Origin of the sequence: Mycolicibacterium gilvum, from assembly GCF_900454025.1 — a bacterium.
Lineage (GTDB): Bacteria > Actinomycetota > Actinomycetes > Mycobacteriales > Mycobacteriaceae > Mycobacterium > Mycobacterium gilvum.
The window spans coordinates 5,280,442-5,305,461 of record NZ_UGQM01000001.1 but is presented as its reverse complement, the minus strand read 5'-3'; the positions used below and the strand labels follow the sequence as shown (position 1 = coordinate 5,305,461).

The following is a 25,020-nucleotide window of genomic DNA, read 5'->3' as shown; positions in this document are numbered from 1 at the left end:
AGTGAACATGGAGAAGCAGATCATCTGGCGCGGCCTGTTGGCCGGCGCCGTCGCCGGCGTGCTGGCGTTCGTCTTCGCGCGGATCTTCGTCGAGCCGCAGATCGAGTTGGCCATCGGCTACGAGGAGGGCATCGGCGCGGCGCACGAGGCCCTCGAACACGGCCACGGTGGCCACGGCGGCCACGGTCACAGCCATGACGGCGAAGGTGGCATCACCCGCGCCATCCAGATGAACGTCGGGCTGGGACTGGGCCTGCTGGCGTTCAGCGTTGCGATCGGGGCCCTGTTCTCGGTGGTGTACGCGGTGGCCTACGGCCGCATCGGTACCGTGTCGGCCCGCCTGACCTCGCTCTACGTCGCGGGCGGCATGCTGCTGAGCCTCTACATCGTGCCGTCGCTGAAGTACCCCGCGAGCCCGCCGGCGCTGAGCCTGGACGAGACCATCCGGCAGCGCACGCTGCTCTACCTCGCCACGGTCGTGCTGTCGGTGGCGCTCCTGGTCGCTGCGGTGTACCTGGGCAGGCGTTGGGCGGCCAGGCTGGGCGCGTGGAATGCCTCCGTCGCCGCGGCGGGCGCCTACATCGCGGCCGTCGCCGTGATGATGCTGGTCCTGCCGTCGATCAACGAAACGCCGGGCCCGCTGCGCGACGACAACGGCGCGATCGTCTACGAAGGATTCCCCGCCGACCTTCTCTACGAGTTCCGGTTGTACGCACTGGGAACCCAGGTCGTCGTCTACGCGACGATCGGTCTGGTCTTCGCCGCGATGATCTCCCGGCTGCTGGGGGAGCGGAAGCAGTCCGTCCCCGCGTGAATCCCGGTGCCGGGGCGTGAGTGAGGTCGTCCGGCTGACCTTCGTGTCGCACGGCATGACCGACGCGATGGCGGCCGGGCGGTTCCCCACCGACGAGCCCGTCAACCCGCTGGGCCGCCGCCAGATCGGCGAGCTGGAGCCGTCCGCTCTCGGCCCGGTCGACCGAGCTCTCTGCGGTCCCGAGTCCCGGACACAACAGACCGCCGAACTGCTCGGGCTGCGGCCCGTCGTCGAGTCCGCGCTCGCCGACCTCGACTGTGGCCGGTGGCGGGGCAGTTCCCTGGGGGAGGTGTCGCCCGAGGAGATGACGATCTGGCTGACCGACCCGGCCCGCGCCCCGCACGGCGGCGAGTCCGTCGTCGACCTGGTCAGCCGGGTGGGCGCGTGGATGGACACGCTGGCCGCCGAGCGGGTCCGCGTCGTCGCGGTCACCCACCCCGCGGTGGTGCGGGCCGCCGTCCTGGTCGCGTTGAACGCGCCCGCGAAGTCGTTCTGGCGCATCGACGTCGCGCCGGCCAGCCGCACGGTGCTGCACTGCCGCGGCCACGCCTGGACCTTGAGGGTCTAATTCGGGATCAGGTCGAAGGTCTGCCTGGCGATCGACATCAGCCACGCGGCCGCGGTCTGGCTGCGGAACTCCGGCCAGTTCGACTGCAGGCTCACCACCCACGGCTGTCCGGACCTGTCGACGGCGTACCAGCTGAACGTCATGTCCCCGGGGAGGTTGCCGGCCTTGGCGCCGATGTAGGGCCACTCGGCGCGGTCGAGGTCGATGCCGGGCAGGAACGACAGGATGTCCTTGACCGGTGCGGCCTCCCCGACGGCGCTGCGCTGCAGCGCGGCGTGCAACCGGCAGATGTCGGCCGCGCTGCCGTACCACTCGGCGCCGTACTCCGACGCCGGCATGTGGGTGCGCTTCGGATCGGGCTCGTAGGGGCGGGAGTTCGTCTGCTGCAGCAGCTGCGCCCGGCCCTCCGGAGAGGCCTTCTTCCACTGCTCACGCAGGTCGGGGGTGCCCCAGCCGACGGAGAACAGCTCGTGCATGGTCGGGAACGGCGTCATGCTGGCGGGGTCGTGATGGCCCGCCTCGGCCAGCGCCCGCTCGATGGCGCCGGGCCCCAGCCGTTCGATCAGCAGATCGGTGGCCATGTTGTCGCTCGCCGAGATCATCTGCTGGGACGCCTCGCGCACCGTCACCGTGGCGCCCGGCTCCAGCTCGTCGAATCCGGAGGAGCCGACGGCCTTGGCCTCCTCGGTGATCGTCAGCGGATCGGACCACTGCAGGGTGCCGGCCTTCACGGCGTCGGCGACGGCCAGCAGCACATACAACTTGAAGATCGACGCCAGCGGTAACGACAGGTCGGTGTTGGAGCCGGCGACCTTCACGCACCGACCGTCGTCGACCTTGGCCACCTGGTAGGAGTACCGGGCACCCGACGCGGTGAGCTGCTCGTCGATGTCGGACCACTCGTCGATCTCGGGCGGGACCAGGTCGACGCTGAACCGGTCGACCAGCCCCTGCTCGTCGGTGCGCAACCGGATGGTCTGCGCGACGCCGTAGGAGGTCTGCACGTCGAGGGTGGCCCAACCCGCGCCGACGTCGACGTCGGTGAGGGTGAACGGTCTGTCCCACCAGATCCGGTCGAGCGTCACCCCGACGTGTTCGACGAGGTCGGGAGCCGCCAGCGTGCGAACACCGACCTCGCCGATCGGCCAGTCGCTGTTGAGCATGTCCATGGTCTGCTTCGCGCGCAGCCCCTGCGGTGTGTTGATCTGGATCGGCGCGCCGTATGCGGCGTCGGCGGGTGCTGGACGTGTGGCGGCACACCCGCAGGCCAGGGCCACGACGGACAGGAGCGCGACCACGACGGTCGCCCCGCGCCGGGCCCGGGCCGCCTCAGGCGTCGGTGTCAGTCCCCGCAACGTTGAGTACAACCTCGAACTCGAGCAGAGACGCTCCGGTGGCGACCGGGTTCTTGCGTTCTCCGGCATGGGCTTCGACGGCGGGTCCGTTGGCCCACGCCTGGAACGCTTCGTCGCTCTCCCACTGGGTGACGACGAAGTAGCGGTTCTCGCCCTTGACCGGGCGCAACAGCTGGAAACCGAGGAAGCCCGGCTGGTTGTCGACGGCGTGGGCGCGGTGCGCGAACCGCTTCTCCAGTTCCGGACCGGCGTCCGGCGGAACTTCGATGGCGTTGATCTTCACCACGGGGGTTTTGTCGGACATGGCGTCAGGTTACCGTGCGTAGCGATGCGCACCGACCTGCTCACCGCCCGAGGGGGTGCGGGGCGGCCCGTGGTCCTGGTGCACGGTTTGATGGGCCGCGGAACCACCTGGCCGAGGCAGCTGCCGTGGCTGATCCGGCACGGGCGCGTCTACACCTACGACGCGCCGTGGCACCGCGGCCGCGAGGTCGACGATCCCCACCCGATCTGCACCGAACGGTTCGTCGCCGACCTCGGTGAGGCCGTCGAGTCGCTGGGGGAGCCCGCGATCCTGGTCGGACATTCGATGGGTGGGCTGCATTCGTGGTGCCTGGCCGCGGAGCGTCCCGAGCTGGTGACCGCCCTGGTGGTCGAGGACATGGCGCCCGACTTCCGGGGCCGCACGACGGGTCCGTGGGAGCCGTGGGTCCATGCGCTGCCCGTCGAGTTCACCTCGGCCGATCAGGTCTATGCCGAGTTCGGGCCCGTGGCCGGTCAGTATTTCCTGGAGGCTTTCGACCGCACCGCGACCGGGTGGCGCCTGCACGGCCACCCTGCCCGCTGGATCGAGATCGCCGCGGAGTGGGGGACGCGGGACTACTGGTCGCAGTGGGAGGCGGTGACGGCGGCGACGCTGCTGATCGAGGCCGGCAACTCCGTCACCCCGCCGGGACAGATGCGGGCGATGGCGCAGAGGTCGCGCGGGGCCGAGTATCTCCACGTGCCCGGCGCCGGGCATCTGGTCCACGACGACGCGCCCGGGAAATACCGGGACGCGGTCGAGGCGTTTCTATCGTCGTTCGCTTGACACGGCCGGGCCGGGCCAGGCGGGCTGCTCTTCGAAACGGGTGCGGATCGCATCCAGGTCGTGCTGGACTCGGTAGGAGTCGGAGTCCCGATGATCGAAGAGCCGTCCGGTCATGGGTCCCGACACCCGGAACTGGTCCAGGTGCATCCGCAGCGATCCGGAGCGGTGGGCGGCCCAGGTCAGCAGCGTGGCGAGGGCGAACGGGGAGACGAGGATCAGGAAGGCGAGTGCGGTGCTCATGGCAGAAATGCTGCGCCTGCGTGATATTCCGCCAACAGTGGCAGCAGTGACATCTATCGATAAAATGCTGCCATGGCGATAAAGACGGTCTCGACCCTCGTGCTGGACGGGCTCGCGGTCTTCGAGTTCGGGGTCGTCTGCGAGGTGTTCGGCATCGACCGGTCGGCCGACGGGGTGCCGAACTTCGACTTCAAGGTGTGCGGCCCCGAACCCGGCGAACCACTGCGGACTTCGGTCGGGGCGACGATCACCCCCGACCACGGTCTCGACGATCTCGTCGGCGCCGACCTGGTCGCGATCCCGGCGATCGCCAGCCGGCAGGGCACCTATCTGCCGGAGGCTCTCGACGCGATCCGTCGTGCCGCGGAGTCAGGGTCGATCATCCTGACGGTGTGCTCCGGCGCGTTCGTCGCCGGTGCCGCCGGTCTGCTCGACGGCCGGCCCTGCACCACGCACTGGATGCACGCCGACGCGTTGGCCGAGATGTACCCGACGGCGAAGGTCGACCGCAACGTGCTGTTCGTCGACGACGGCAACCTCATCACCAGCGCGGGAACCGCCGCGGGCATCGATGCGTGCCTGCATCTCGTGCGCCGGGAGATGGGCAGCGAGGTCACCAACAAGATCGCCCGCCGGATGGTGGTGCCGCCGCAGCGCGACGGCGGGCAGCGGCAGTACATCGACCAGCCGATCCCGGTGAAGTGTTCGGAGCGGTTCGCGCCGCACCTGGACTGGATCCTGGCCAACCTGGACAAGCCGCACACGGTCACGTCGCTCTCGCGCCGCGCCCACATGTCCGGCCGCACGTTCGCCCGCCGCTTCGTCGAGGAGACCGGACGCACCCCGATGCAGTGGATCACCGACCAGCGGGTGCTCTACGCGCGCCGCATGCTGGAGGAGACGACGCTCGACATCGACCGCATCGCCGAACAGTCCGGCTTCGGGACCGCGACGCTGCTGCGACACCATTTCCGCAGGCTCATCGGCGTGACGCCGTCGGACTACCGCAAGCGCTTCAACGCCCACGCCCCCGAGGTCGCCGAGATCGCCTGATCATCCTCACGTCTGGTCGCCTTCACCGGCCAGCGCGAAGCGTCCGTCGGCCGTCTGCTCGACCAGCCCGTCGACCAGCAGCGAATCCAGCGCGCGGTCCCGCTGGGCGGGGTCGGTCGTCCACGCCACGTCGAGTTCTGCGCGGGTGACCGGAGAAGCGTTGTCGCGCAGCACATCCAGCAGACGACCGCGGACCTGACGGTCGGTGCCGGCGTAGCGCTGCACACGCCTGGCCGGGCCGGTGCCCGCGGGAAAACCCCGGGACCGCCACGCGCAGTGCGTCAGCGGGCACACACCGCAGCGCGGAGCCCGTGCCGTGCACACGGTCGCACCCAGCTCCATGACCGCGATCGAGAAGTGCGGGGCGGTGTCGTCGTCGGGGAGCAGCGCGGCGACGTCGGCGAGGTCGCGCGTGGACGGCGGTCCCGCGTCGTGCAGACCGTGCACGGCGCGGGCCACCACCCGCCGCACGTTGGTGTCGACGACCGGAACCCGTTGGCGGTAGGCGAAACACGCGACGGCGCGCGCGGTGTAGGTCCCGACACCGGGCAGGGTCAACAAGGTGTCCACATCGTCGGGCACGACGTCGCCGTGCTCGGTGGCGATGACCGTCGCGCACTCGTGCAGCCGTTTGGCCCGCCGCGGATAGCCCAGCTTGCCCCATGCCCGCAGGATGTCGGCCGCGCTCGCGGCGGCCGTCGCCGACGGCGTCGGCCAGCGGGCCACCCAGTCCAGCCAGATCGGCTCCACCCGCGCGACCGGCGTCTGCTGCAACATGAACTCGCTGACCAGGATCTGCCACGCCGACACCCCGGGCCGGCGCCACGCCAGATCCCGTTGCGCAGTGGCATACCAACGGATCAGCTCGTTCGGATCGATCATCGAGACCGGCTCAGGCACAATGACGGCCATGCCGAACACGAATCCGTTGACCGCCTGGAAAGCACTGAGAGAGGGTAACGAGCGCTTCGTCGCCGGCAAACCCCAACATCCCAGCCAGAGCACCGACCACCGGGCCAGCCTGGCCGCCGCGCAGAAGCCGACCGCCGTCGTGTTCGGGTGCGGCGACAGCCGCGTCGCCGCCGAGATCCTGTTCGACCAGGGGCTCGGAGACATGTTCGTGGTGCGGACCGCCGGACACGTGATCGACTCCGCGGTGCTGGGCTCCATCGAATACGCGGTGTCGGTGCTCGAGGTGCCGCTCGTCGTCGTGCTGGGCCATGACAGCTGCGGCGCGGTGAAGGCGGCCCTGGGTGCGCTCGACGACGGCGAGGTGCCCGGCGGCTACGTGCGTGACGTCGTGGAGCGCGTCATGCCGTCGATCCTGGTGGGTCGCCGCGACGGACTGTCGCGGGTCGACGAGTTCGAGGCCAGGCACGTGACCGAGACGGGCAAGCAGCTGCTGAGCCGTTCGACGGCGATCGCCGAGGCGGTCAACGCCGGCAAGCTGGCGATCGTCGGCCTCACCTACCACCTCGCCGACGGCAAGGTGGATCTGCGCGACCACATCGGAGACATCGGCGAGAGCTAGACGACACGCCGGGCAACCTCGAACGACGCGGCGTGACCTGGGCTTACCGTGTGGATGTGCTGGATTTGGAACCGCATGGGCCGCTGCCCAGGCAGATTTACTGGCGACGTCGCGCGCTGGCCGCAGGCATCGCGGCGCTGGTCATCGCGGTCGTCGTCGCGGTGATCACTGTCGTGGTGCTGAACACCAGAAGCACCGAGCAGCCCGCCGCGAGCGAATCCGCGGCCGAGACCGGGCAGGCCGCGCCGCCGCCGTTGCCCGGGGAGAACCCCGACGTCAAGTCACCGATCCAGCCGCCCGCGCAGCAGGCGCCGCCGCCCACGCCGACCCCGACCGCGGCGGTCGTGCCGCCGCCGATCCTCAAGGAAGGCGACGACTGCCCCGACTCGACCCTCGCGGTCAAGGGCATCACCAACCAGCCGCAGTTCATCGTCGGCGATCAGCCGAAGTTCACGATGGTGGTCACCAACATCGGTCTGGTCGCCTGCCAGCGTGATGTCGGCGCCGCAGTGCTGGCCGCCTACGTGTACACGCTCGACAACCAGCGGCTGTGGTCGAACCTCGACTGCGCCCCGTCGAACGAGACGCTGATCAAGACGTTCCAGCCCGGCGAGCAGGTCACCACCGAGGTCACCTGGACCGGGATGAGTTCGGCGCCGAACTGCCCGCTGCCCCGTCAGCCGATCGGTGCCGGCACCTACAACCTGGTGGTGCAGCTCGGGAACCTCAGATCCGCGCCGGTGCCGTTCATCCTCGCCGAGGCCGCGGCGATGCCGCCACCGGTCGAGGGCGCACCGCACCTGCCGGTGCCGGGTCCCGCGCCCGTCGGTTGATATGACTTGAGCCAGGCCTTCACAAACGCCTCCGGGGGTGTCAGGAAGGGATTGTCAAAGATCCTTCGAGGACCTGAGCGTTTGGCGCGCTCTAGTTCTCCTGGCACGCCCCGGAGGTGTTGTTGTGTCTGTGCTGAATGCTCCAGTCACGGTGTCCACGATCGTCGTTGCCGTCGATGTCGGCAAGACCTCGTTGATGGTGTCAGTGACCGATAGCGCTCATCGACAGTTGATGGGCCCGGTTGAGTTCGCGATGACCCGCTCGGGTCTGGACGCTGCGACGCAGCGCCTGCTGGCCGTGACGTCATCGTGTGCGCAGGTCAGAGTGGGTATAGAAGCGGCTGGGCACTACCACCGACCGGTGGCCGATTACCACTGGCCGCCAGGGTGGGAGGTGCGCGAACTCAACCCTGCTCATGTGGCTGAGCAGCGTCGGGTGATGGGCCGGCGGCGGCTCAAGACTGACGGGATCGATCTGGAGGCGATCGCCGAGTTGATGCTGGCTGGCCGGGGCCGGGTGATCGGTGAGCGTGACGTGCTCATCGGAGAGATGGCGGCGTGGGCCCAGCATCGGTCGCGGCGGGTCGCGACCCGCACGGCGACGAAAAATCAGTTACTCAGTCAACTCGATCGGGCGTTTCCCGGACTGACGTTGGCGTTGCCGGATGTGTTGGGTACCAAGATCGGGCGTCTGGTCGCCGCCGAGTTCACCGATCCGGCGCGATTGTCGGGGTTAGGGGTGAATCGGTTGATCCGCTTCGCGGCGGCCCGCGATGTGCAGCTGCGCCGCCCGGTCGCCGAGCGTCTGATCGCCGCGGCAAAGGACGCCTTGCCGACCCGCGATGCCGTAGTGGCCCGACGTGTGCTGGCCGCTGACATGGCCTTGTTGACCAACCTGGACACCACGATCGCCGAGGCCGAAACCGAACTTGCCCGACTGTTACCGTCGAGCCCGTTTCGCACCCTGACGACGGTGCCGGGCTGGGGCGTGGTCCGTGTCTCCAATTATGCTGCCGCCTTGGGTGATCCGAACAGATGGCCGGGATCACGCCAGATCTACCGCGCGTCGGGGCTCTCGCCGATGCAGTACGAATCCGCGCACAAACGCCGGGACGGATCGATCAGCCGCGAGGGCAGCGTGGCGCTGCGCCGAGCACTGATCGACCTCGGTATCGGTCTGTGGCTGACCGAGCCGACCGCCAAGACCTACGCACACGGACTCAAGGACCGCGGCAAGCGTGGCGGCGTCATCGCCTGTGCACTGGCTCACCGCGCCAACCGCATCGCTCACGCTCTGGTCCGCGACCACGCCGTCTACGACCCCGCCCGCTGGAGCTGAACCACCAGAAGCGCCAGCCCTGGCCGAAAGGAGCTCGGGAGAACACTCTTCACAACCACGGCCGGCAGTGCCACGCTGGACAGACGGGACGAAGGGCCGGATCAGATGCCGCTGCGGTTATGGCGGACCCGTCTCGGGTTACGCCGCTCCTAACTTGGCACCCGGCTCTTCGCCTCCATGGCAGCCCGAACGACGCCAGATGACCCCACACGAGGTCGCATACGTCAACGTGGGCGCCAGGCACCCGCCGCGTTCAGACCCCCTGGTCACCGCAGCAGCCACCTCAATGCATCCCGAACGGGATGTCGATCCAGCATGCCCATCCAAAGCCTTGACACGACCTACAGCCAGTTAGGCGAGCCGGTCGGCGATCGTCGACTCGGCGAGCTGGGACAGGCCCTCCCTGATGTGGCGGGCCCACATGGATCCGATGCCGTCGACCGACTGAAGGTCGCTGGCACTGGCGGCCAGCAGACCCTGTAGTGAGCCGAAGTTGCGGACGAGCAGGTCGACGTGGGCGAACTGCAGTCGCGGAATGCCGGCCATCGCGCGGTACCCACGGGAGCTCATCGCCGAATCCTGGGCCTCGGCCGTCGACGGATACCCGAAAACCCGTGCCAGCGTGGTGAAGTCCAGCAGTTCGCTGTCCGAAAGGCTGTCGAGCTCTTCGAGCGTCGCGGTCACCTGCGCGGACGTCGGCGGGTCGGGGTTGGCGTGATAGTCACGCACGATCAGCTCGCGATCGACGTCGTTGTCGCCCACGAGTTCGTCGAGCTGGAGTTTGAGCTGCCTGCCGTCGGTGCCCAGCTCCACCACGTCGGAGTCGAGCTCCAGGCTGATGCGGCGCACCATCTCCAGGCGCTGCACCACCGTCATCACGTCGCGCAGCGTCACGAAGTCTTCGATCTCGGCGGTCGACAGCTGCCTGCTGACCTCTTCGAGACGCGTCTTGTACCGCTCCAGGGTGTCGATGGTCTGGTTGGCGCGCGACAGGATCGTCGCCGACTCGGGCACCACGTGCCGTTCGCCTGCCACGTACACGGTCACGATGCTCATCGAGTGGCTGACCGAGATCACCGGGTAACCCGTCTGGATCGCCGTGCGTTCGGCCGAGCGGTGCCGGGTGCCGGACTCCTCGGTCGGGATCGACGGGTCGGGGACGAGCTGGACGTTCGCCCGCAGGATGCGGCTGCCGTCGCTGGAGAGCACGACCGCGCCGTCCATCTTCGACAGCTCCCGCAGCCGGGTCGGCGCGTACCGCACGTCGAGCGAGAAGCCACCGTCGCAGATGGTCTCGACGCTGTCGTCGTAGCCGATCACGATCAGTGCGCCCGTGCGGCCGCGCAGGATCCGCTCCAGCCCGTCGCGAAGCGGTGTTCCCGGTGCGAGCCGGGCGATGGTCTCCCGCAGCGTGGGACGGGTCATCGGGACGACGGTGCGCGTGGACCTGCCTGCCGACGACTTCACGGCCACTGCGACCTCACGATCCTCATGACGCTCACTCCGTGATCAGTCGTCGGCTCTGCCCTGGCTCGCGTCATTCTGGCTGATCCGCCGCAGCACCTGCAATGCCGAGCCGATGTTGTCGGCCTGCAGGACCTTGAGTCCGGCGTGCGCGCCGACCGCCCCCGACGGCACCACCGCGACGGTGAACCCCAGCCGGGCGGCCTCGGCGAGCCGTTTGTCCATTCCGGTCACGCGGCGCAGATCGCCGGCCAGTCCGACCTCGCCGATCGCGATCGCGGTCGTGGGCAGCGCCAGATCGGTGTAGGCGGACGCGATCGCGAGCGCGACCGCGAGATCCGAGGACGAGTCCGTCAGCCGCATGCCGCCGACGGTGGACAGGTAGATGTCGTTGGTGCCGACGGGCAGCCGGGCCCGCTTCTCCAGCACGGCGGTGATCATCGCCGCGCGGGAGGAATCGATGCCGCTGACGGCCCGCCGTGGGCTGCCGCTCGCGGATGCGCCGATGAGTGCCTGCACCTCGCCGATCATGGGCCTCTTGCCGTCTAGGGTGACGGTCACCGCGGTACCAGACACCGCCTTGGGGCGCTGGTCCAGGAACAGCCCGGACGGGTCGGATACACACTCGATTCCGTTGTCGTGCAACAGGAAACAGCCGACCTCATCGGCGGCGCCGAACCGGTTCTTGACGCCCCGCACCATGCGCAGCGCCGACGCGCGGTCGCCTTCGAAGTGCAGCACGACATCGACGAGATGTTCCAGGGAGCGCGGGCCCGCGATCGCGCCGTCCTTGGTCACATGGCCGACGAGCAGCATCGCCACCCCGGTGGTCTTCGCGGTCATCGTCAGCGCGGTGGTCACCGCGCGGACCTGCGTGACCCCTCCGGTCACCCCGTCGGCCTCGGTTGTCGACATGGTCTGCACCGAGTCCACGACCACGAGGCTGGGCCTGACGGCGTCGATGTGGCCGAGTGCGGTCTGCAGGTCGGACTCGGCGGCCAGATAGACCTCGTCGTGGCTGCAGCCCGTGCGTTCGGCGCGCAGCCGGATCTGGCCGGCGGACTCCTCGCCGGACAGGTACAGGGCCCGTCTGCCCGTCGACGCCCACCGGTGAGCGACCTCCAGGAGCAGCGTGGACTTGCCGACGCCGGGATCGCCGGCCAGCAGCGTGACCGAACCCGGGACCAGGCCGCCGCCGAGCACCCGGTCCAGCTCGCTGATGCCGGTGTGGAAGTGCCGGGTCGTCCCCGGATCGATCGAGCTGATCGGTACGGCCGGCGACGCCGGGGCCACCGCACGTCGCGTCGCCCCGCCGACCGCGGTCAGCGCGACTTCGTCAACGGTTCCCCAGGTGCCGCAGTCAGAACAGCGGCCCACCCATTTGGCCGTCGTGTGGTGACACTCCGAACAGCGGTATTGCGAACGTACTTTCGAATTTGTCCGGGCCACGGGCTGACCGTAGCCGCCCGCACCGACAGAACCCCGGCGATCCGGGGCCGTGTCGCCGGGAGGGTGCTAGTGCCCGCCCCCGGAGTGGCCGGCCGACCGGCCGCCGGCGGCGGGGTCGTCACGACGAGGCGCCTCACCTGCCGAGATCGGCACGGCCACGGTCACCTCGCCGGCCTTCTCGAACGAGAACGTGAAGTCGTAGGTGAGGCCGTTGGTGATCGGCTTGCTGAGCTCGACCTTGGCCTCGGCCGAGTCGGCCGCCTCGATGGACGACAGCGCGGTCTCCTGCCCATCGGGAGTGCCGACCACCAGGACTCCGTTGACCGGCACGTCGCCGGCTCCGGTCAGCGTCACCTCGCCGACGTCGGACGTGATGCCGGTGAGCTTGTCCGCCACGTCGGCAGAGGTGTTCGCCGCGACGAAGATCAGGTCGACCTCGGTGCCGGGCTGGATGTAGTCGGTGGTCTGCGTCGCGGCCAGGTGGACGTTGCGCAACGCGATCGCGCCGGCGAGGCCGCTGGTGCCGTTGATGGCGGGTTCCTGCGTGGCCGTCTGCGACACCTGGCCGGCGCTGCACGCACCGAGCAGGACCGACGCGGCCAGTCCGCAGGTCGAGATGGCGGCGACGACAGATGAGCGCCGTTTGAAGGGGTTCACTGGGGCCTCCTGCTCGGCCGACAAAGCGACGTGGCGTGCCGGTTCCGAATCGGTGCCGGCGGTTCGACTATGCAGAGTAGTAGGTGACGAAAGCGCGCGGTAGCGGAGGGGCGGACGGACCCGGAAACCGCATCCCGAAGGCCCCTGCGAAGCACGGATTCGCTGGTGTGTCAACCCCTAGTGTTCCCAGACTGTGCCCCTGACCTGCATCGTTGATCCGCACCCGGTAGCGGCCCGTGTTAACATCGAGGGGTGAAAGGGGCTCGAAACTGATGATTTTTAAGGTCGGAGACACCGTTGTCTATCCACACCACGGTGCTGCGTTAATCGAAGCGATCGAAACCCGGACCATCAAGGGCGAGCAGAAGGAGTATCTCGTTCTCAAGGTCGCACAGGGCGATCTCACGGTTCGAGTACCCGCAGACAACGCCGAATACGTGGGCGTGCGCGATGTCGTCGGGCAGGAGGGCCTCGACAAGGTCTTCCAGGTGCTGCGGGCACCGCATACCGAGGAGCCGACCAACTGGTCGCGTCGGTACAAGGCAAATCTGGAGAAGCTGGCTTCCGGCGACGTGAACAAGGTCGCCGAGGTCGTTCGCGACCTGTGGCGTCGCGATCAGGAGCGTGGCCTGTCGGCAGGCGAGAAGCGCATGCTCGCCAAGGCCCGGCAGATCCTCGTGGGTGAGCTCGCACTCGCCGAGAACACCGATGACGCCAAGGCCTCGACGATCCTGGACGAGGTTCTGGCCGCCGCTTCCTGAGAGCGGCTCGAAATTTGTCGACGTTCCGCGTCGGTCTCGGTACCGACGTACATCCGATAGAAGCCGGACGTCCGTGTCGGCTGCTGTGCCTGTTGTTCGATGAGGGCGACGGCTGTGCAGGACATTCCGATGGTGACGTCGCCGCCCATGCCCTCTGCGACGCGCTGCTGTCCGCAGCGGGCATGGGCGACATCGGCGAGGTCTTCGGCACCGGTCTGCCGCAGTGGCGGGATGTCAGCGGCGCAGACATGCTGCGCCACGTGCACACGCTGCTGGTCGAGCAGGGATTCCAAGTCGGTAACGCCGCCGTGCAGGTGATCGGCAACCGCCCCAAGATCGGGCCCCGCCGCGCCGAGGCGCAGCGAATTCTCTCAGAGCTACTGGACGCGCCGGTGTCGGTGTCGGCCACCACGACCGACGGGCTGGGCCTGACGGGTCGTGGTGAGGGTCTGGCGGCCATTGCGACTGCCCTGGTGCTCGCCCCGGCAGACGTCTGAAATCGGCGATGAGGGTCCGGACCGTTCCGGCCGGTAAGCTGGCCCGTCGTGACCGATCGCCCCGCAGCCGGCATGCGGCTCTATGACACGTTGTCTGGTGGCGTGCGCGATTTCGCGCCGCTGCGGCCCGGCCATGTCTCCATCTACCTCTGCGGGGCCACCGTGCAGGGTCTGCCCCATATCGGGCACGTCCGCAGCGGTGTCGCGTTCGACGTGTTGCGCCGGTGGTTGACCGCCAAGGGGTTCGACGTCGCGTTCATCCGCAACGTGACCGACATCGACGACAAGATCCTGATCAAGGCCGCTGACGCCGGCAGGCCGTGGTGGGAGTGGGCGGCGACCTATGAGCGCGCGTTCACCGCCGCCTACGACGCTCTGGGCGTGCTACCGCCGTCCGCCGAACCCCGCGCCACCGGCCACATCACCCAGATGGTCGAGCTGATCGACCGGCTCATCGAGCGCGGGCACGCCTACTGTGCCGATCAGGAAGGCAACGGGGACGTCTACTTCAGCGTCTCCACGCTGCCCGACTACGGCAAGCTCTCGGGGCATCGGATCGACGACGTCCACCAGGGTGAGGGTGTCGCGACCGGCAAGCGCGATCAGCGCGACTTCACGTTGTGGAAGGGCGCCAAGCCCGGTGAGCCGTCCTGGCCGACGCCGTGGGGTCGGGGCCGGCCCGGATGGCACACCGAGTGCGTCGCGATGTGCGAGGCGTATCTGGGGGCGGAGTTCGACATCCACGCCGGCGGAATGGATCTGGTGTTCCCGCACCACGAGAACGAGATCGCGCAGGCCGAAGCCGCCGGCGACGGCTTCGCCCGGTTCTGGCTGCACAACGGCTGGGTCACCATGGGCGGCGAGAAGATGAGCAAGTCGCTGGGCAACGTGCTGGCGATTCCCGCTGTGCTGCAACGGGTTCGGGCCGCCGAGCTGCGGTACTACCTGGGCAGCGCGCATTACCGCTCGATGCTGGAGTTCTCCGAGAACGCGCTGCAGGACGCGGCGAGGGCCTACAGCGGCGTCGAGGACTTCCTGCACCGCGTACGGGTGCGGGTCGGTGCGGTGGTTCCGGGGGAGTGGACGCCGAAGTTCGGCGCGGCGCTCGACGACGACCTCGCGGTGCCGGCTGCGCTGGCCGAGGTGCACGCCGCGCGGGCGGAGGGCAACCGGGCACTCGACGCCGGCGACCACGACGCCGCGCTGACCCACGCCATGTCGATCCGCGCGATGATGGGCATCCTGGGCGCCGACCCGCTCGACGAGCGGTGGGAGTCGCGAGACGAGACGTCGGCGGCGCTCGCCGCGGTCGACGTCCTGGTTCATGCGGAGGTCCGTCGGCGCGAAGACGCCAGGGCCCGGCGCGACTGGGCCGAGGCCGACGCCATTCGCGACCGCCTGAAAGAGGCGGGTATCGAGGTGACCGACACCGGCGACGGTCCCCAGTGGTCACTCCTGGACGGGACGGACAAGTAGATGGCGGGAAACTCGCAGCGCCGCGGCGCGGTGCGCAAGGCCGGTACGAAGAAGGGTCCGCAGGTCGGATCCGGCGGCGTGCGCCGTCGTGGCCTGGAGGGGCGCGGTGCGACGCCCCCCGCCCACGAACGTCCGCATCATCCGGCCGGCAAGCGTGCGGCCAAGGCCGCCCGGCAGGCACAGGGCAGGCACAAGAAGACCGACGACACCGAGATCGTTCTCGGGCGTAACCCGGTGGTGGAGTGCCTGCGCGCGGGTGTGCCGGCGACGGCGCTCTACGTGGCCCTCGGAACCGATGCCGACGAGCGGCTCACCGAGTCGGTGCAGATGGCCGCGGACAGGGGCATCTCGATCCTGGAGGTGCAGCGCCACGATCTGGACCGGATGGCGGCCAACGGTCTGCATCAGGGCATCGCGCTGCAGGTCCCGCCGTATGCGTACGCACACCCCGACGACTTGCTCCGCGATGCGAAATCCGATGCGGCCCCGGCTCTTCTGGTGGCGCTGGACAACATCTCCGATCCGCGCAACCTGGGTGCGATCGTCCGCTCCGTCGCGGCGTTCGGCGGGCACGGCGTCGTGCTGCCCCAGCGCCGGTCGGCCTCGGTCACCGCTGTCGCGTGGCGCACCAGTGCGGGCGCGGCGGCCAGGACGCCGGTCGCCAGGGCGACGAATCTCAACCGGACCCTCAAGCAGTACGCCGACGCGGGCCTGCAGGTCGTCGGCCTCGATGCCGGGGGTGACACGACGATCGACGAGATCGACGGTCTGACACCGACGATCGTCGTGGTCGGGTCGGAGGGCAAGGGACTGTCGCGACTGGTGCGGGAGAACTGCGACCGCATCGTGTCGATCCCGATGGCGGGTCCCACCGAATCCCTGAATGCGTCGGTCGCCGCCGGTGTCGTGCTCGCAGAGATCGCCCGGCAGCGGCGGCTCAGTTAGAGCCCGATCAGGCGGACATAGGTCCACAATCCCAGTACGGCGGCGACGAGAACCAGCGGGGTCGTCACCACCCCGATACGGCTGAACTCCCCGAAGCCCGCCTTCACGTCCCGCCGGACGACACTGCGCCACAACAGGTTGGCCAGGGATCCGACGTAGGTCAGGTTGGGGCCGATGTTGACCCCGATGAGCACCGCGAGGACCGCGGCGGGTCCGGACCCCGCCACCAGCGGAAGCAGCACCAGCACGGCGGGCAGGTTGTTGACGACGTTGGACAGCAGCGCGGCGACCGCGGCGATCCCGAGCAGGGCGAGCAGGCCGTGTCCGTCGGGGATCACCTGCTGCATGGCCGATTCGAGGCCGTTGCGCATGACGGCGTCGACCACGACGCCCAGGCAGAGCACGAAGATCAGGAACGGGATATCGAGGGAGACAACGATTCTGCTCATCGTCGTGCGCCGGTCGGCGAGCGCGCGGACGCCCAGGACGAGAGCGCCGGCCAGCGCGGCCCAGGCCGGAGAGAAGCCGAGCAGCGAGGTCACGGCGAATCCGGCCAGCGTCAGCACGACGACGGCAAGGGTGAACTTCGGGACGTCGAGCGGTTCGACCGACACGGCGCGCTGAGGCTCAGTGGCCAGGTCCTTGGCGAATAGCCAACGCAGGAGCAGGAATTCGACGACGATAGCGGCGATCCAGGGCAGTGTCATCGCTGCCGCGAAGTGCAGGAACGACAGTCCCGCGGCGCTGAATGCCAGCAGGTTCGTCAGGTTCGACACGGGCAGCAGCAGCGACGCGCTGTTGGCCAGATGTGCGGTCGCGTACGCGTGGGGACGGGCGGGCACCGCCAGGGCGCGTGCGGTGGCGAGCACGACGGGAGTCAGCAGGATGACCGTGGCGTCCAGGCTCAGGATCGCGGTCACCGCCGCCGATATCGCGAAAACCGTGGTGAGGAGCCGACTCTGACCGCCCGAGGTGGCCCGCGCCATCAGCGTCCCGGCGGCGCGGAACAGTCCCTCGTCGTCGCACAGCCGGGCCAGCACCAGGACGGCGGCCAGGAACGCGACCACCGGGGCGAGTTCGGAGATCTCACCGACGGCGGCCCGCCACGTCGTCGCACTCGCGACGATGACCAGTGCCGCCGCGAGGCCGGCGACGATCGCCTGCAGTCGCGGGCGCAGCAGCGCGCACGCGAGGACCGCGGCCAGCGCGGCGACCGACAGGGTCAGCGCCACGGGTCCGCGCGTTCCCACAGCGTGGGCAGGTGCAGGTCGACGCCGTCCTCGCGGGCCAGTCTGGCGAGGATCCGCATCGACACGTCGAGGTTGTCGGCGACGAACGGCAACGCGCGCAGTGGTTTGTCCAGCGGCCGGAAGAAGTCGTCCCAGTGGATCAGGACCACCCGGCGCGCACCGACCGTGCGTACCGTCTCCGTCCAGTAGGCGGCCAGGTAGTCGTGCGGCTGTAGTCCGAGCTGCCCGACGCCGAGGTACACGACGTCGGCGTGCCGGCCGGCCAGTGCGCCGGGCACAAATCCGGCGCTGCCAACGATCAGCAGACCGCGCCCGGTGCCGCGGTGGCGCACCAGCGTCGACCATGCCTCACCGCAGCGGTAGGCAGACACGGGCGCCCGGGGAGCAACCGGTGCGGTGATGGCGCCGGGGAACCGGTCGGGCGGGCAGTGGTGACTCTCGATCAGGGTGACGTCGAAAGCGCCCACGGCGGTCGCGTCACCGGAGGTCACGACCTCGACCCGGTCCAGTCCGTGCCCACGGCCGATGTGAGCGGCCGAGGACCCGCCGATGAGCCGGGCGCCGGTACGCCCGGCCACGGCGGCCGAGTCCATCGCGTGGTCGAAGTGGGTGTGCACCGGGGTCACGCCGTCCAGACGGGTCACGCCGAGCCGCTGCAGCGCGGCATCGATGCGGGAGTCCGACGAGGCGAGGGGGCGGCGCGTCGCCACGCGCAGGAGGCCCGGTCGCGAGAAGAAGCCGTCGGTCATCAGCGCCGACGTGCCGTCGTTGATCAGCAGTGTGGTGACGCCCGCCCACGACACCGTGACCGGGGAGGCGGGGGTGGCCGCCGGGAGGTCGAAGTACGTCGCGTACGCGTCCAGATCGGGCCGCCCCGGCTTGCAGCGCATGGCGACACCCTAAGCGGCGCGGGCGACCCTGATGCTGCGCAGACCGGCGACGGCGGCGCCGAGGCACGCCGCCGACACGATGCCCGCGAACCACGGGAACACCGAGGCGAGCTCCCACCGGGTGGCCGCCCAGCCCGCGACCAGCGTGGGCACCGCCATCGCGGAGTACGCCAGCAGGTAGAACGCCGACATCGTCTCGCCGCGCCGGGCCGGCGGCACCACGTTGGACAGGTGCCGCAGGGAGCCTCCGAAGCCCAGCCCGAACGTCGCACCCAGCAGCGCCGCGGCAACGAAGACGAGCTGCCACTGGTGGGTCAGCAGGACCGGAATCGTCAGCAGCAGCGCGGCGGCCATGCCCGCGTCGCCGATGATCGCGGCATAGCGGGCCGGCACCCGGGTGGCCGCCAGCTGCGCCAGCGCCGCGGCGAACGCGGTGGTGGCGACCACGGCGCCGCCGAAGACCAGGTTGTCGATGTGGGTGTGGTGCGCGGCCAGCGACGGATACAGCGACAGCAGCACGCCGAGAACCGACCACGACGCCATCGCGCCGAGCGCCGAGAACCAGAAGTCGGCGCGGATCTCGGCGGGCACGGCCGGCCGCGCGATCCGGATCGGGCCGCGGGTGCGTGCGGTGTGCGGCTCGCGCAGCGCGAGGACGCCGACGCCGACGATCAGGCAGATCACCGCGACGACGGCATACGGGGTGCGCAGCGGGTGCGGGGCGTACTGGGCCAGCAGCGCGGAGCCGAAGATCGCGATGGTCATCCCGATGTTGAACGCGACGCCGCTGAGCTGGCCGACGCGCACGCCGTGATCGGGGCGCAGGTCGAGCAGGGCGGCCGCGCCGGCGACCACGATGGAGCCGACCGCCACGCCGTGGATGGCGCGGGCGAGCAGCAGCATCGCCATGCTGTCGGCGATCAGGAACACGCCGAGTCCGATCAGCAGCGCGACCAGCGCACCGAGGAGCACCGGTTTGCGTCCCACGACGTCGGAGATCCTGCCCGAGACCAGGACCGCGGCGAGTGCGGCGACGGCGTAGACGGCGAAGACGATCGTGGTGGCCAGCGGCGACAGATGCCAGTTCGTCTCGTAGATGCCGTACAGCGGAGCGGGCAGCCCGGATACTCCGAGGGCGACGCCGCTGAGCACCAGCAGCAGGGGATAGGCCCACCGCTGTGTCTCGCCGATCGACCGGTCGATCGCGACCATCGCGTGGTACCTCCGTAGGGATGCGGGCTCGGGTGGCTCGGGCTCGAGTCAGTGCAAACCGCGCCGGACACGGCTTATTCCCGCGCGCAACGGTATTCCCTAGCTGAACGAGGCCAGCGTCACACCTTCGGCGACCAGCCGCTTCCGCACCGCGGTGGCGATCTGCACCGCGCCGGGGGAATCTCCGTGCACGCACACGGACTCGACCGTGATCGGGATCGTGGAGCCGTCCACGGCGTGAACCCGGCCCCGGCTCACCATCGAGATGACCCGTTCGGCGATCTCGTCGACGTCGTGCAGCACGGAGTTGCGCTCGCGCCGGGAGACCAGCCGGCCGTCGGGCCGGTACGCGCGATCGGCGAACGCCTCGGGGACGGTGCGCAAGCCCAGTTCCTCTGCGGCGCCGAAGAACACCGAACCCGCCAGGCCCAGCACCGGCAGCGCCGGGTCGACGGCGTGCACGGCAGCGGCGAGCGCGTGGGCCTGCAGCCGGTTGGTGACGACGGCGTTGTACAGCGCTCCGTGCGGTTTCACGTAGGACACCGAGGAGCCCGCGGCCGCCGCCAGCGCCGAGAGTGCGCCGATCTGGTACATCACGTCGGCGATCAGGTCCTCGCTGCTCACATCGATGAACCGGCGGCCGAAACCGGCGAGGTCGCGGTAGCTGACCTGCGCGCCGATCCGGACGCCGCGCGCCGCCGCGGCTTCGCAGACCCTGCGCAGGGTGGCGGGGTCCCCGGCATGGAAGCCGCAGGCGACGTTGGCCGAGGTGACGATGTCGAGCATGGCGTCGTCGTCGCCGAGCGCCCACACGCCGAACCCCTCGCCGAGGTCGGCGTTGAGGTCGACGGAGCTCACGAAACTCAGACTAGTGCGACCATGACGACGTGTCCCGAGCCGACGTCTTCGTCACCGCAACCGACCTGTCCCGGATGATCGCCGAGGACCGGCCGGTCAGCGTGCTCGACGTGCGCTGGCGACTCGACGCGCCGGACGGCCGGCAGGCCTACGCGCAGGGGCATGTGCCCGGCGCGGTGTACGTCTCCCTCGATGACGAGTTGTCCGACCACAGCGTCCCGGACCGGGGCCGGCACCCACTGCCGTCGGGTGTCGCGCTGCAGGCGGCGGCACGCCGCTGGGGACTGCGCGAAGGCGTACCGACGGTGGTCTACGACGACTGGAACCGGGCCGGATCGGCGCGCGCCTGGTGGGTGCTGAGGGCGGCCGGTATCGAGGACGTCCGCATCCTCGACGGCGGTCTGGCGGCGTGGGCCGCGGCCGGAGGGGACCTGGAGGCGGGAGAGGTGAGCAGGCCGCCCGGCGATGTGGTGGTCAGGTGTGCGGACCTCTACCGGGGCGCTCTGCCCACGCTGACCGTCGACGAGGTGGCGGAGTTCGACGGGCTGCTCCTCGATGCACGGGCGCCCGAACGGTTCCGCGGCGACACCGAACCGGTCGACCCGGTGGCCGGGCACATCCCGGGGGCGACGAACGCGCCCAGCACGGGGGTGCTGGACGGCGACGGTGTGCTGCTGCCGACGGAGGAACTGGTCGCGTTCGCCGAGCGGGTGGGCGCCGACGCCGATTCGGCGGTCGGGGTGTACTGCGGGTCGGGGGTGACGGCGGCGGTAACGGTCGCCGCGCTGATGGCCACCGGGGTGCCGGCACGGCTGTTCCCGGGATCGTGGTCGCAGTGGTCGGCAGATCCGTCCCGGCCGGTGGCGACCGGACACTGACACGTCAGTTCTGGAACAGCGGCGAGACGCGACGGATCAGAGCCTGGTTCCCGCCGGACCGCTTGGCCTCATACATCGTCGCGTCGGCGGTGCGGGTGAGGGCCTCGATGACCGCGGGGGCGTCGGACTGTGGCAGTCCCCGCACGACGGCCGCACCGACGCTGGCGGTGACGGGATGCGGCAGCGCCGCGATGGCCGCGCAGAGTTCGTCGGGCAGGGCCTCGGCCTGGGCGACCGGCAGGATGTCGATCAGCAGGAACTCCTCGCCGCCGGTCCGGCCTATCACCGCGGATCCGGGGCTGGCCTTGCGCAGCGCCCACCCCACGGCGGCGAGCGCCTGGTCGCCGGCGAGGTGGCCGTAGGTGTCGTTGAGCCGTTTGAAGGCGTCGAGGTCGATCATCACGACGATCAGGTCCGAGTCCGCGGCCGGTGACGTCAGCAGTGACGATGCCCGTTCGTAGAAGCCTCGGCGGTTGAGCAGACCGGTCAGCGCGTCGTGGTCGGAACGCACCACGTCGGCGCCCATCGTGCGCACCACCGTCTGGATGGCCAGCGGGACGGCGAGGTTCAGCTCGATGATCAGCCACAGCCCGGCCAGGGCGCTCGCCCGGTCGTCGTAGGTCTCGAAGACCCGCAGCGCGCAATAGGTGCCGACGGTGGCGGCGACCGCGAAGTTGAACAGCACGGCCTTGGTGTTGTGGAAGAACGCCAGGTACCCCCCGGTCACGACGAGGCCGGTGCAGCCCATCAACGCGACGACGGGCTCGGTCTGCATCCCGGATCCCACGGCGATCATCGACCCGCCGACCATGCCCATCATCAGCGACTGCCGTCGGGTGGGCCAGCGCCGCAACCACAACGTCCCGTACCCGATGCCGGCGATCGCCGCGGCGGCGGCGACGGTGTAGGTCAGAACGGGGTGCTCATCGCGGGAACCCAGCACGCCGAAAGCCATGAGCACGAGCGCCGAGGAGATGACGGCCATGAGTCGGCGGGTCGCAGGAGCGAGTCCACGGGCGTGCAGATAGCCGGAGAGCCAATCGAATTGGTCGGGCTGATTCCACCATCGGTTGGCCGCCGGACGTAGCCGGCGCCGTTTCGAAGTGCTGGAACTGATCACGCCGTCCTTCCCCCCGGGGCTCACCGTAGTCGACCGGGAGTGTGCGGTACGTCGCTATACCCAAAGTGCAATTGGTAATGAAAACGGTTATCGTATGCGCCATGTTGCGATCCACTCGTCGGGGACGGGCGCTGGCCGGTATCGCGGCCTCGGCCGCCCTCGTACTGACCGCCTGCGGTGGTTCCGAGAGCACCGGGGCCGGCGACGAAGCGTCGGCGGGCGACTGCCCGGCCACGCCGGTGGACGTGGTGGTCAGCGTCGACCAGTGGGGCGACATCGTGTCGCAACTCGGTGGCGCCTGCACCCGGGTGACCACCGTGGTGGCCGGCTCCTCGGTCGACCCGCACGACTTCGAACCCGCGCCGTCCGACGCCGTCGCGTTCGAGGGTGCGCAGCTCGTCGTCGTCAACGGCGGCCACTATGACGAATGGGCGACCAAGCTGGCCCAGACCTCGGCGCCGGACGCGCACCTCATCGACGCCGTCGCTCTCAGCACCGGACATTCCGGCCATGAGGACCACGGCCACGAGGGCCACGATCACGAGGGCCACGATCACGCCGACGAGGGCAACCCGCACGTCTGGTACCGGCCGTCGGCGGTCACCGAGGTCGTCGACGCCGTCACCGCAGAGCTGACGGCCCTCTCCGCCGACGCCGCAGGCTATTTCGCCGACCGGCACCGCGCCTTCGTCGAATCGATGAAGCCCTACGAGGACACCGTCGCCGCGATCCGCGCCGGGGCGACCGGCAAGACGTACGCCGCCGCCGAAGGCGCGTTCGACGACATGGCCGCAGCGCTGGGCCTGACCAACCGGACCCCGCCGGGCTTTCAGGTCGCCGCCGCCAACCACAGCGAGCCCTCGCCCGCCGACCTCGACGCGTTCCTGAACCTGCTCTCCGAGCGGGGCGTCGACGTCCTCGTCTACAACACGCAGACCGAGGGTTCGGTGCCCGAGCAGATCCGGCGCGCGGCCGAGCAGTCGGGAGTCCCGGTCGTCGAGGTCACCGAAACGTTGCCGTCCGACGCCGGCTCGTTCCAGGATTGGCAGGTGGCGCAACTGGACTCCCTGGCCGAGGCCCTCGGTGTCGGCACCTGAGCCGGCGACGGCGCTGTCGTTCACCGACGTCAGCGCCGAGCGCGGCGGTCGGATCATCTGGTCGGAGTCGACGTTCGACGTCGAGGCCGGCCGGTTCGTCGCGGTCATCGGACCCAACGGCTCGGGCAAGACGACGCTGCTGCAGGTGATCCTGGGCCTGCTCGGGCCCGCGTCGGGATCCGTCCGGGTCTTCGGCCGCGCCCCGGGCACGCAGAACGACGAGATCGGCTATGTGCCACAGAATTACGATGCGAACGCCAACGAGGCGATCCGCGCCCGCGATGCGGTGCTGCTGGGCCTGACGGGACGGCGGTGGGGGTTCGGCCGCACCAGCGCGGCCGACCGCGCACGCGTCGAGGAGGCGCTCGGCTGGGTCGACGCCGTCGGCATCGCCGATCGGCGGCTCTCGGACCTGTCCGGCGGCCAACGGCAACGGATCGCGCTGGCCGGGGCGCTGGTCGCGCAGCCGAAGATGCTGATCCTCGACGAGCCGCTGGCGTCGCTGGACGTGCGCAACCAGCACGAGATCGTCGCGGTGCTGGGCCGGCTCAAGCGGGAACTGGGCGTCACCGTGCTGGTCGTCGCCCACGACCTGAACCCGCTGCTGGGCGTCCTCGACAGCGCGATCTACCTGCTCGACGGGCACGCCCACCACGCCGCGCTCGACAAGGTCGTCGACTCCGCGCTGCTCACGCACATGTACGGGACGAGGATCCAGGTGGCACACACCCTTCAGGGCGAGCTCTACATGCGGAGCGGAGGATGACACAGACGGTTCTCGCGGTGGGCTACCAGCAGAATTGGGTGGACATCGTCGGGTCGTCGTTCATGCGCAACGCGTGGCTGGGCGGCACGATCGTCGCGCTCGCCGCCGGGTTGATGGGCTACTTCATCGTGGTTCGCCACTCCTCGTTCGCCGCTCACGCGCTGGCCCACATCGGGCTGCCCGGGGCCACGGGGGCGGTGCTGATCGGCGTGCCCGCCGCCGTCGGCCTGGGGGTGTTCTGTGTGGGCGGGGCGCTGGTGATCGGCGCGCTCGGAAAGCGGGCCGCCGATCGCGAGGTCGCCACCGGAACCGTGCTCGCGTTCGCGACGGGGCTCGGGTTGTTCTTCAATTCGCTGGCCACCAAGAACTCCTCGACGCTGACCAACGTGTTGTTCGGCAACCTGCTGGCGATCAGCGGGCAACAGCTGCTGTCGTTCTTCGCGCTGCTGCTGTTGACCGCGGCCGGCATGGCGTTCATCTTCCGTCCGCTGCTGTTCACCTCGGTCAACAGCAGGGTGGCCGAGGCCAAAGGTGTTCCGGTGCGCGGCCTGTCGGTCGCGTTCATGGTGTTGCTGGGCCTGACCGTGACGATGGCGGTGCAGGCGGTCGGCACGCTGCTGTTGTTCGCGCTCGTCGTGACACCCGCCGCGACGGCGCTGATGCTGACGGCGCGGCCCGTGCTGGCGATGGGGTTGTCGGCGGCGATCGGGCTGGTCTCGGTGTGGGCGGGGCTGGTGCTCTCGGCGATGTTCAACCTTCCGCCCAGCTTCGTGATCGTCACGATCGCGTGCGCGGTGTGGTTGGTGGTCTGGGGCGGTTCGCGGATGCCGCGCCGGGGCAGGAAAGAGGCCGTCGCGCAGCCCATCGGCTAATCTCC

Annotated in this window: 27 protein-coding genes; 15 read left to right on the top strand and 12 right to left on the bottom strand. The window is 69.7% G+C overall.

What is annotated here, in order from left to right; all coding sequences use genetic code 11:
• The first annotated feature begins 7 nt into the window (after positions 1–7).
• Entirely contained in the window at positions 8–814 is an 807-nt protein-coding gene (locus tag DYE23_RS24945) for a CbtA family protein (protein ID WP_115328443.1), read from the top strand.
• A 16-nt stretch (positions 815–830) separates the two neighbouring features.
• Complete coding sequence (locus DYE23_RS24940) at positions 831–1,382, top strand: histidine phosphatase family protein (protein WP_115328442.1); 552 nt, start codon at positions 831–833, stop codon at positions 1,380–1,382.
• Here the strand turns inward: DYE23_RS24940 and DYE23_RS24935 are convergent.
• Entirely contained in the window at positions 1,379–2,737 is a 1,359-nt protein-coding gene (locus DYE23_RS24935) for a serine hydrolase (protein WP_011892331.1), read from the bottom strand. The genes DYE23_RS24940 and DYE23_RS24935 overlap by 4 nt on opposite strands.
• Positions 2,712–3,041 carry a mycobilin-forming heme oxygenase MhuD gene (mhuD, locus tag DYE23_RS24930; protein ID WP_013472885.1) on the bottom strand — a complete coding sequence of 110 codons (330 nt, stop codon included), beginning with the start codon at positions 3,039–3,041 and terminating at the stop codon, positions 2,712–2,714. The genes DYE23_RS24935 and mhuD overlap by 26 nt, the downstream gene beginning before the upstream one ends.
• 24 nt (positions 3,042–3,065) lie before the next feature.
• Here mhuD and DYE23_RS24925 point away from each other — a divergent pair, with 24 nt between their 5' ends.
• Positions 3,066–3,827: an alpha/beta fold hydrolase gene (locus tag DYE23_RS24925; RefSeq protein WP_115329096.1), complete on the top strand. Its 762-nt coding sequence runs from the start codon at positions 3,066–3,068 to the stop codon at positions 3,825–3,827.
• On the opposite strand, the gene DYE23_RS24920 is transcribed toward DYE23_RS24925, so the two are convergent.
• Positions 3,810–4,067, bottom strand: coding sequence for a hypothetical protein (locus DYE23_RS24920; protein ID WP_011892333.1), 258 nt, complete (start codon positions 4,065–4,067; stop codon positions 3,810–3,812). The genes DYE23_RS24925 and DYE23_RS24920 overlap by 18 nt on opposite strands.
• Before the next feature lie 72 nt (positions 4,068–4,139).
• Between DYE23_RS24920 and DYE23_RS24915 the strand changes: the two genes are divergently transcribed.
• Positions 4,140–5,120 (top strand): GlxA family transcriptional regulator, encoded by a 981-nt coding sequence (locus tag DYE23_RS24915; RefSeq protein ID WP_115328441.1) that lies wholly within the window; start codon positions 4,140–4,142, stop codon positions 5,118–5,120.
• A 6-nt stretch (positions 5,121–5,126) separates the two neighbouring features.
• Here DYE23_RS24915 and DYE23_RS24910 read toward each other — a convergent pair whose 3' ends face one another.
• Positions 5,127–6,032 carry an iron-sulfur binding domain-containing protein gene (locus DYE23_RS24910; protein WP_172527838.1) on the bottom strand — a complete coding sequence of 302 codons (906 nt, stop codon included), beginning with the start codon at positions 6,030–6,032 and terminating at the stop codon, positions 5,127–5,129.
• Here DYE23_RS24910 and DYE23_RS24905 point away from each other — a divergent pair.
• The 3 genes from DYE23_RS24905 (at position 6,031) to DYE23_RS24895 (ending at position 8,823) form a co-directional block, all read left to right on the top strand.
• Entirely contained in the window at positions 6,031–6,651 is a 621-nt protein-coding gene (locus DYE23_RS24905; RefSeq protein WP_011892336.1) for a carbonic anhydrase, read from the top strand. The genes DYE23_RS24910 and DYE23_RS24905 overlap by 2 nt on opposite strands.
• A gap of 56 nt (positions 6,652–6,707) precedes the next feature.
• Positions 6,708–7,484, top strand: a complete 777-nt coding sequence (locus tag DYE23_RS24900; RefSeq protein WP_193373604.1) for a hypothetical protein — start codon at positions 6,708–6,710, stop codon at positions 7,482–7,484.
• Between the two features lie 124 nt (positions 7,485–7,608).
• Positions 7,609–8,823, top strand: a complete 1,215-nt coding sequence (locus tag DYE23_RS24895; protein ID WP_115328440.1) for an IS110 family RNA-guided transposase — start codon at positions 7,609–7,611, stop codon at positions 8,821–8,823.
• A 351-nt stretch (positions 8,824–9,174) separates the two neighbouring features.
• On the opposite strand, the gene disA is transcribed toward DYE23_RS24895, so the two are convergent.
• The 3 genes from disA to DYE23_RS24880 all read right to left on the bottom strand — a co-directional run bounded on the left by disA (position 9,175) and on the right by DYE23_RS24880 (position 12,393).
• Positions 9,175–10,296 (bottom strand): DNA integrity scanning diadenylate cyclase DisA, encoded by a 1,122-nt coding sequence (disA, locus tag DYE23_RS24890; RefSeq protein WP_115328439.1) that lies wholly within the window; start codon positions 10,294–10,296, stop codon positions 9,175–9,177.
• A gap of 36 nt (positions 10,297–10,332) precedes the next feature.
• Positions 10,333–11,736 carry a DNA repair protein RadA gene (gene radA, locus DYE23_RS24885; RefSeq protein ID WP_011892339.1) on the bottom strand — a complete coding sequence of 468 codons (1,404 nt, stop codon included), beginning with the start codon at positions 11,734–11,736 and terminating at the stop codon, positions 10,333–10,335.
• 66 nt (positions 11,737–11,802) lie between these two features.
• Positions 11,803–12,393: a copper chaperone PCu(A)C domain-containing protein gene (locus tag DYE23_RS24880; protein ID WP_099962022.1), complete on the bottom strand. Its 591-nt coding sequence runs from the start codon at positions 12,391–12,393 to the stop codon at positions 11,803–11,805.
• 272 nt (positions 12,394–12,665) lie between these two features.
• Here DYE23_RS24880 and carD point away from each other — a divergent pair, with 272 nt between their 5' ends.
• The 4 genes from carD (at position 12,666) to rlmB (ending at position 16,072) form a co-directional block, all read left to right on the top strand.
• Complete coding sequence (gene carD / locus DYE23_RS24875; protein ID WP_011892341.1) at positions 12,666–13,154, top strand: RNA polymerase-binding transcription factor CarD; 489 nt, start codon at positions 12,666–12,668, stop codon at positions 13,152–13,154.
• Between the two features lie 14 nt (positions 13,155–13,168).
• Positions 13,169–13,651, top strand: coding sequence for a 2-C-methyl-D-erythritol 2,4-cyclodiphosphate synthase (ispF, locus tag DYE23_RS24870; RefSeq protein ID WP_013472879.1), 483 nt, complete (start codon positions 13,169–13,171; stop codon positions 13,649–13,651).
• 72 nt (positions 13,652–13,723) lie between these two features.
• Positions 13,724–15,127, top strand: coding sequence for a cysteine--tRNA ligase (gene cysS, locus DYE23_RS24865; RefSeq protein ID WP_049794318.1), 1,404 nt, complete (start codon positions 13,724–13,726; stop codon positions 15,125–15,127).
• Entirely contained in the window at positions 15,128–16,072 is a 945-nt protein-coding gene (gene rlmB / locus DYE23_RS24860) for a 23S rRNA (guanosine(2251)-2'-O)-methyltransferase RlmB (protein ID WP_011892344.1), read from the top strand.
• Here rlmB and DYE23_RS24855 read toward each other — a convergent pair.
• From DYE23_RS24855 to DYE23_RS24840, 4 genes are all read right to left on the bottom strand, one after another.
• Positions 16,069–17,304: an SLC13 family permease gene (locus tag DYE23_RS24855; protein ID WP_115329095.1), complete on the bottom strand. Its 1,236-nt coding sequence runs from the start codon at positions 17,302–17,304 to the stop codon at positions 16,069–16,071. The genes rlmB and DYE23_RS24855 overlap by 4 nt on opposite strands.
• Complete coding sequence (locus DYE23_RS24850) at positions 17,295–18,212, bottom strand: MBL fold metallo-hydrolase (protein WP_013472877.1); 918 nt, start codon at positions 18,210–18,212, stop codon at positions 17,295–17,297. Before DYE23_RS24850 ends, DYE23_RS24855 begins: the two co-directional genes overlap by 10 nt.
• A 9-nt stretch (positions 18,213–18,221) precedes the next feature.
• A complete protein-coding gene (locus DYE23_RS24845; RefSeq protein WP_011892347.1) occupies positions 18,222–19,424 on the bottom strand; it encodes an MFS transporter in 1,203 nt (400 codons plus the stop codon).
• A 99-nt stretch (positions 19,425–19,523) separates the two neighbouring features.
• Positions 19,524–20,282, bottom strand: a complete 759-nt coding sequence (locus tag DYE23_RS24840; protein ID WP_011892348.1) for a LamB/YcsF family protein — start codon at positions 20,280–20,282, stop codon at positions 19,524–19,526.
• A 29-nt stretch (positions 20,283–20,311) separates the two neighbouring features.
• Here DYE23_RS24840 and DYE23_RS24835 point away from each other — a divergent pair, with 29 nt between their 5' ends.
• Positions 20,312–21,160: a sulfurtransferase gene (locus DYE23_RS24835; protein ID WP_099962021.1), complete on the top strand. Its 849-nt coding sequence runs from the start codon at positions 20,312–20,314 to the stop codon at positions 21,158–21,160.
• A 4-nt stretch (positions 21,161–21,164) separates the two neighbouring features.
• Here the strand turns inward: DYE23_RS24835 and DYE23_RS24830 are convergent, their stop codons facing one another.
• On the bottom strand, positions 21,165–22,280 hold the full coding sequence (locus tag DYE23_RS24830) for a GGDEF domain-containing protein (RefSeq protein WP_011892350.1): 1,116 nt from the start codon (positions 22,278–22,280) through the stop codon (positions 21,165–21,167).
• Between the two features lie 101 nt (positions 22,281–22,381).
• On the opposite strand from DYE23_RS24830, the gene DYE23_RS24825 reads away from it, so the two are divergent.
• Genes DYE23_RS24825 through DYE23_RS24815 form a run of 3 tightly spaced genes read left to right on the top strand, consistent with a single transcriptional unit; the run spans position 22,382 to position 25,015 of the window.
• Entirely contained in the window at positions 22,382–23,377 is a 996-nt protein-coding gene (locus DYE23_RS24825; protein WP_115328438.1) for a metal ABC transporter solute-binding protein, Zn/Mn family, read from the top strand.
• Complete coding sequence (locus DYE23_RS24820) at positions 23,364–24,143, top strand: metal ABC transporter ATP-binding protein (protein ID WP_011892352.1); 780 nt, start codon at positions 23,364–23,366, stop codon at positions 24,141–24,143. Before DYE23_RS24825 ends, DYE23_RS24820 begins: the two co-directional genes overlap by 14 nt.
• A complete protein-coding gene (locus tag DYE23_RS24815; RefSeq protein ID WP_115328437.1) occupies positions 24,140–25,015 on the top strand; it encodes a metal ABC transporter permease in 876 nt (291 codons plus the stop codon). Before DYE23_RS24820 ends, DYE23_RS24815 begins: the two co-directional genes overlap by 4 nt.
• Positions 25,016–25,020: the final 5 nt, after the last annotated feature.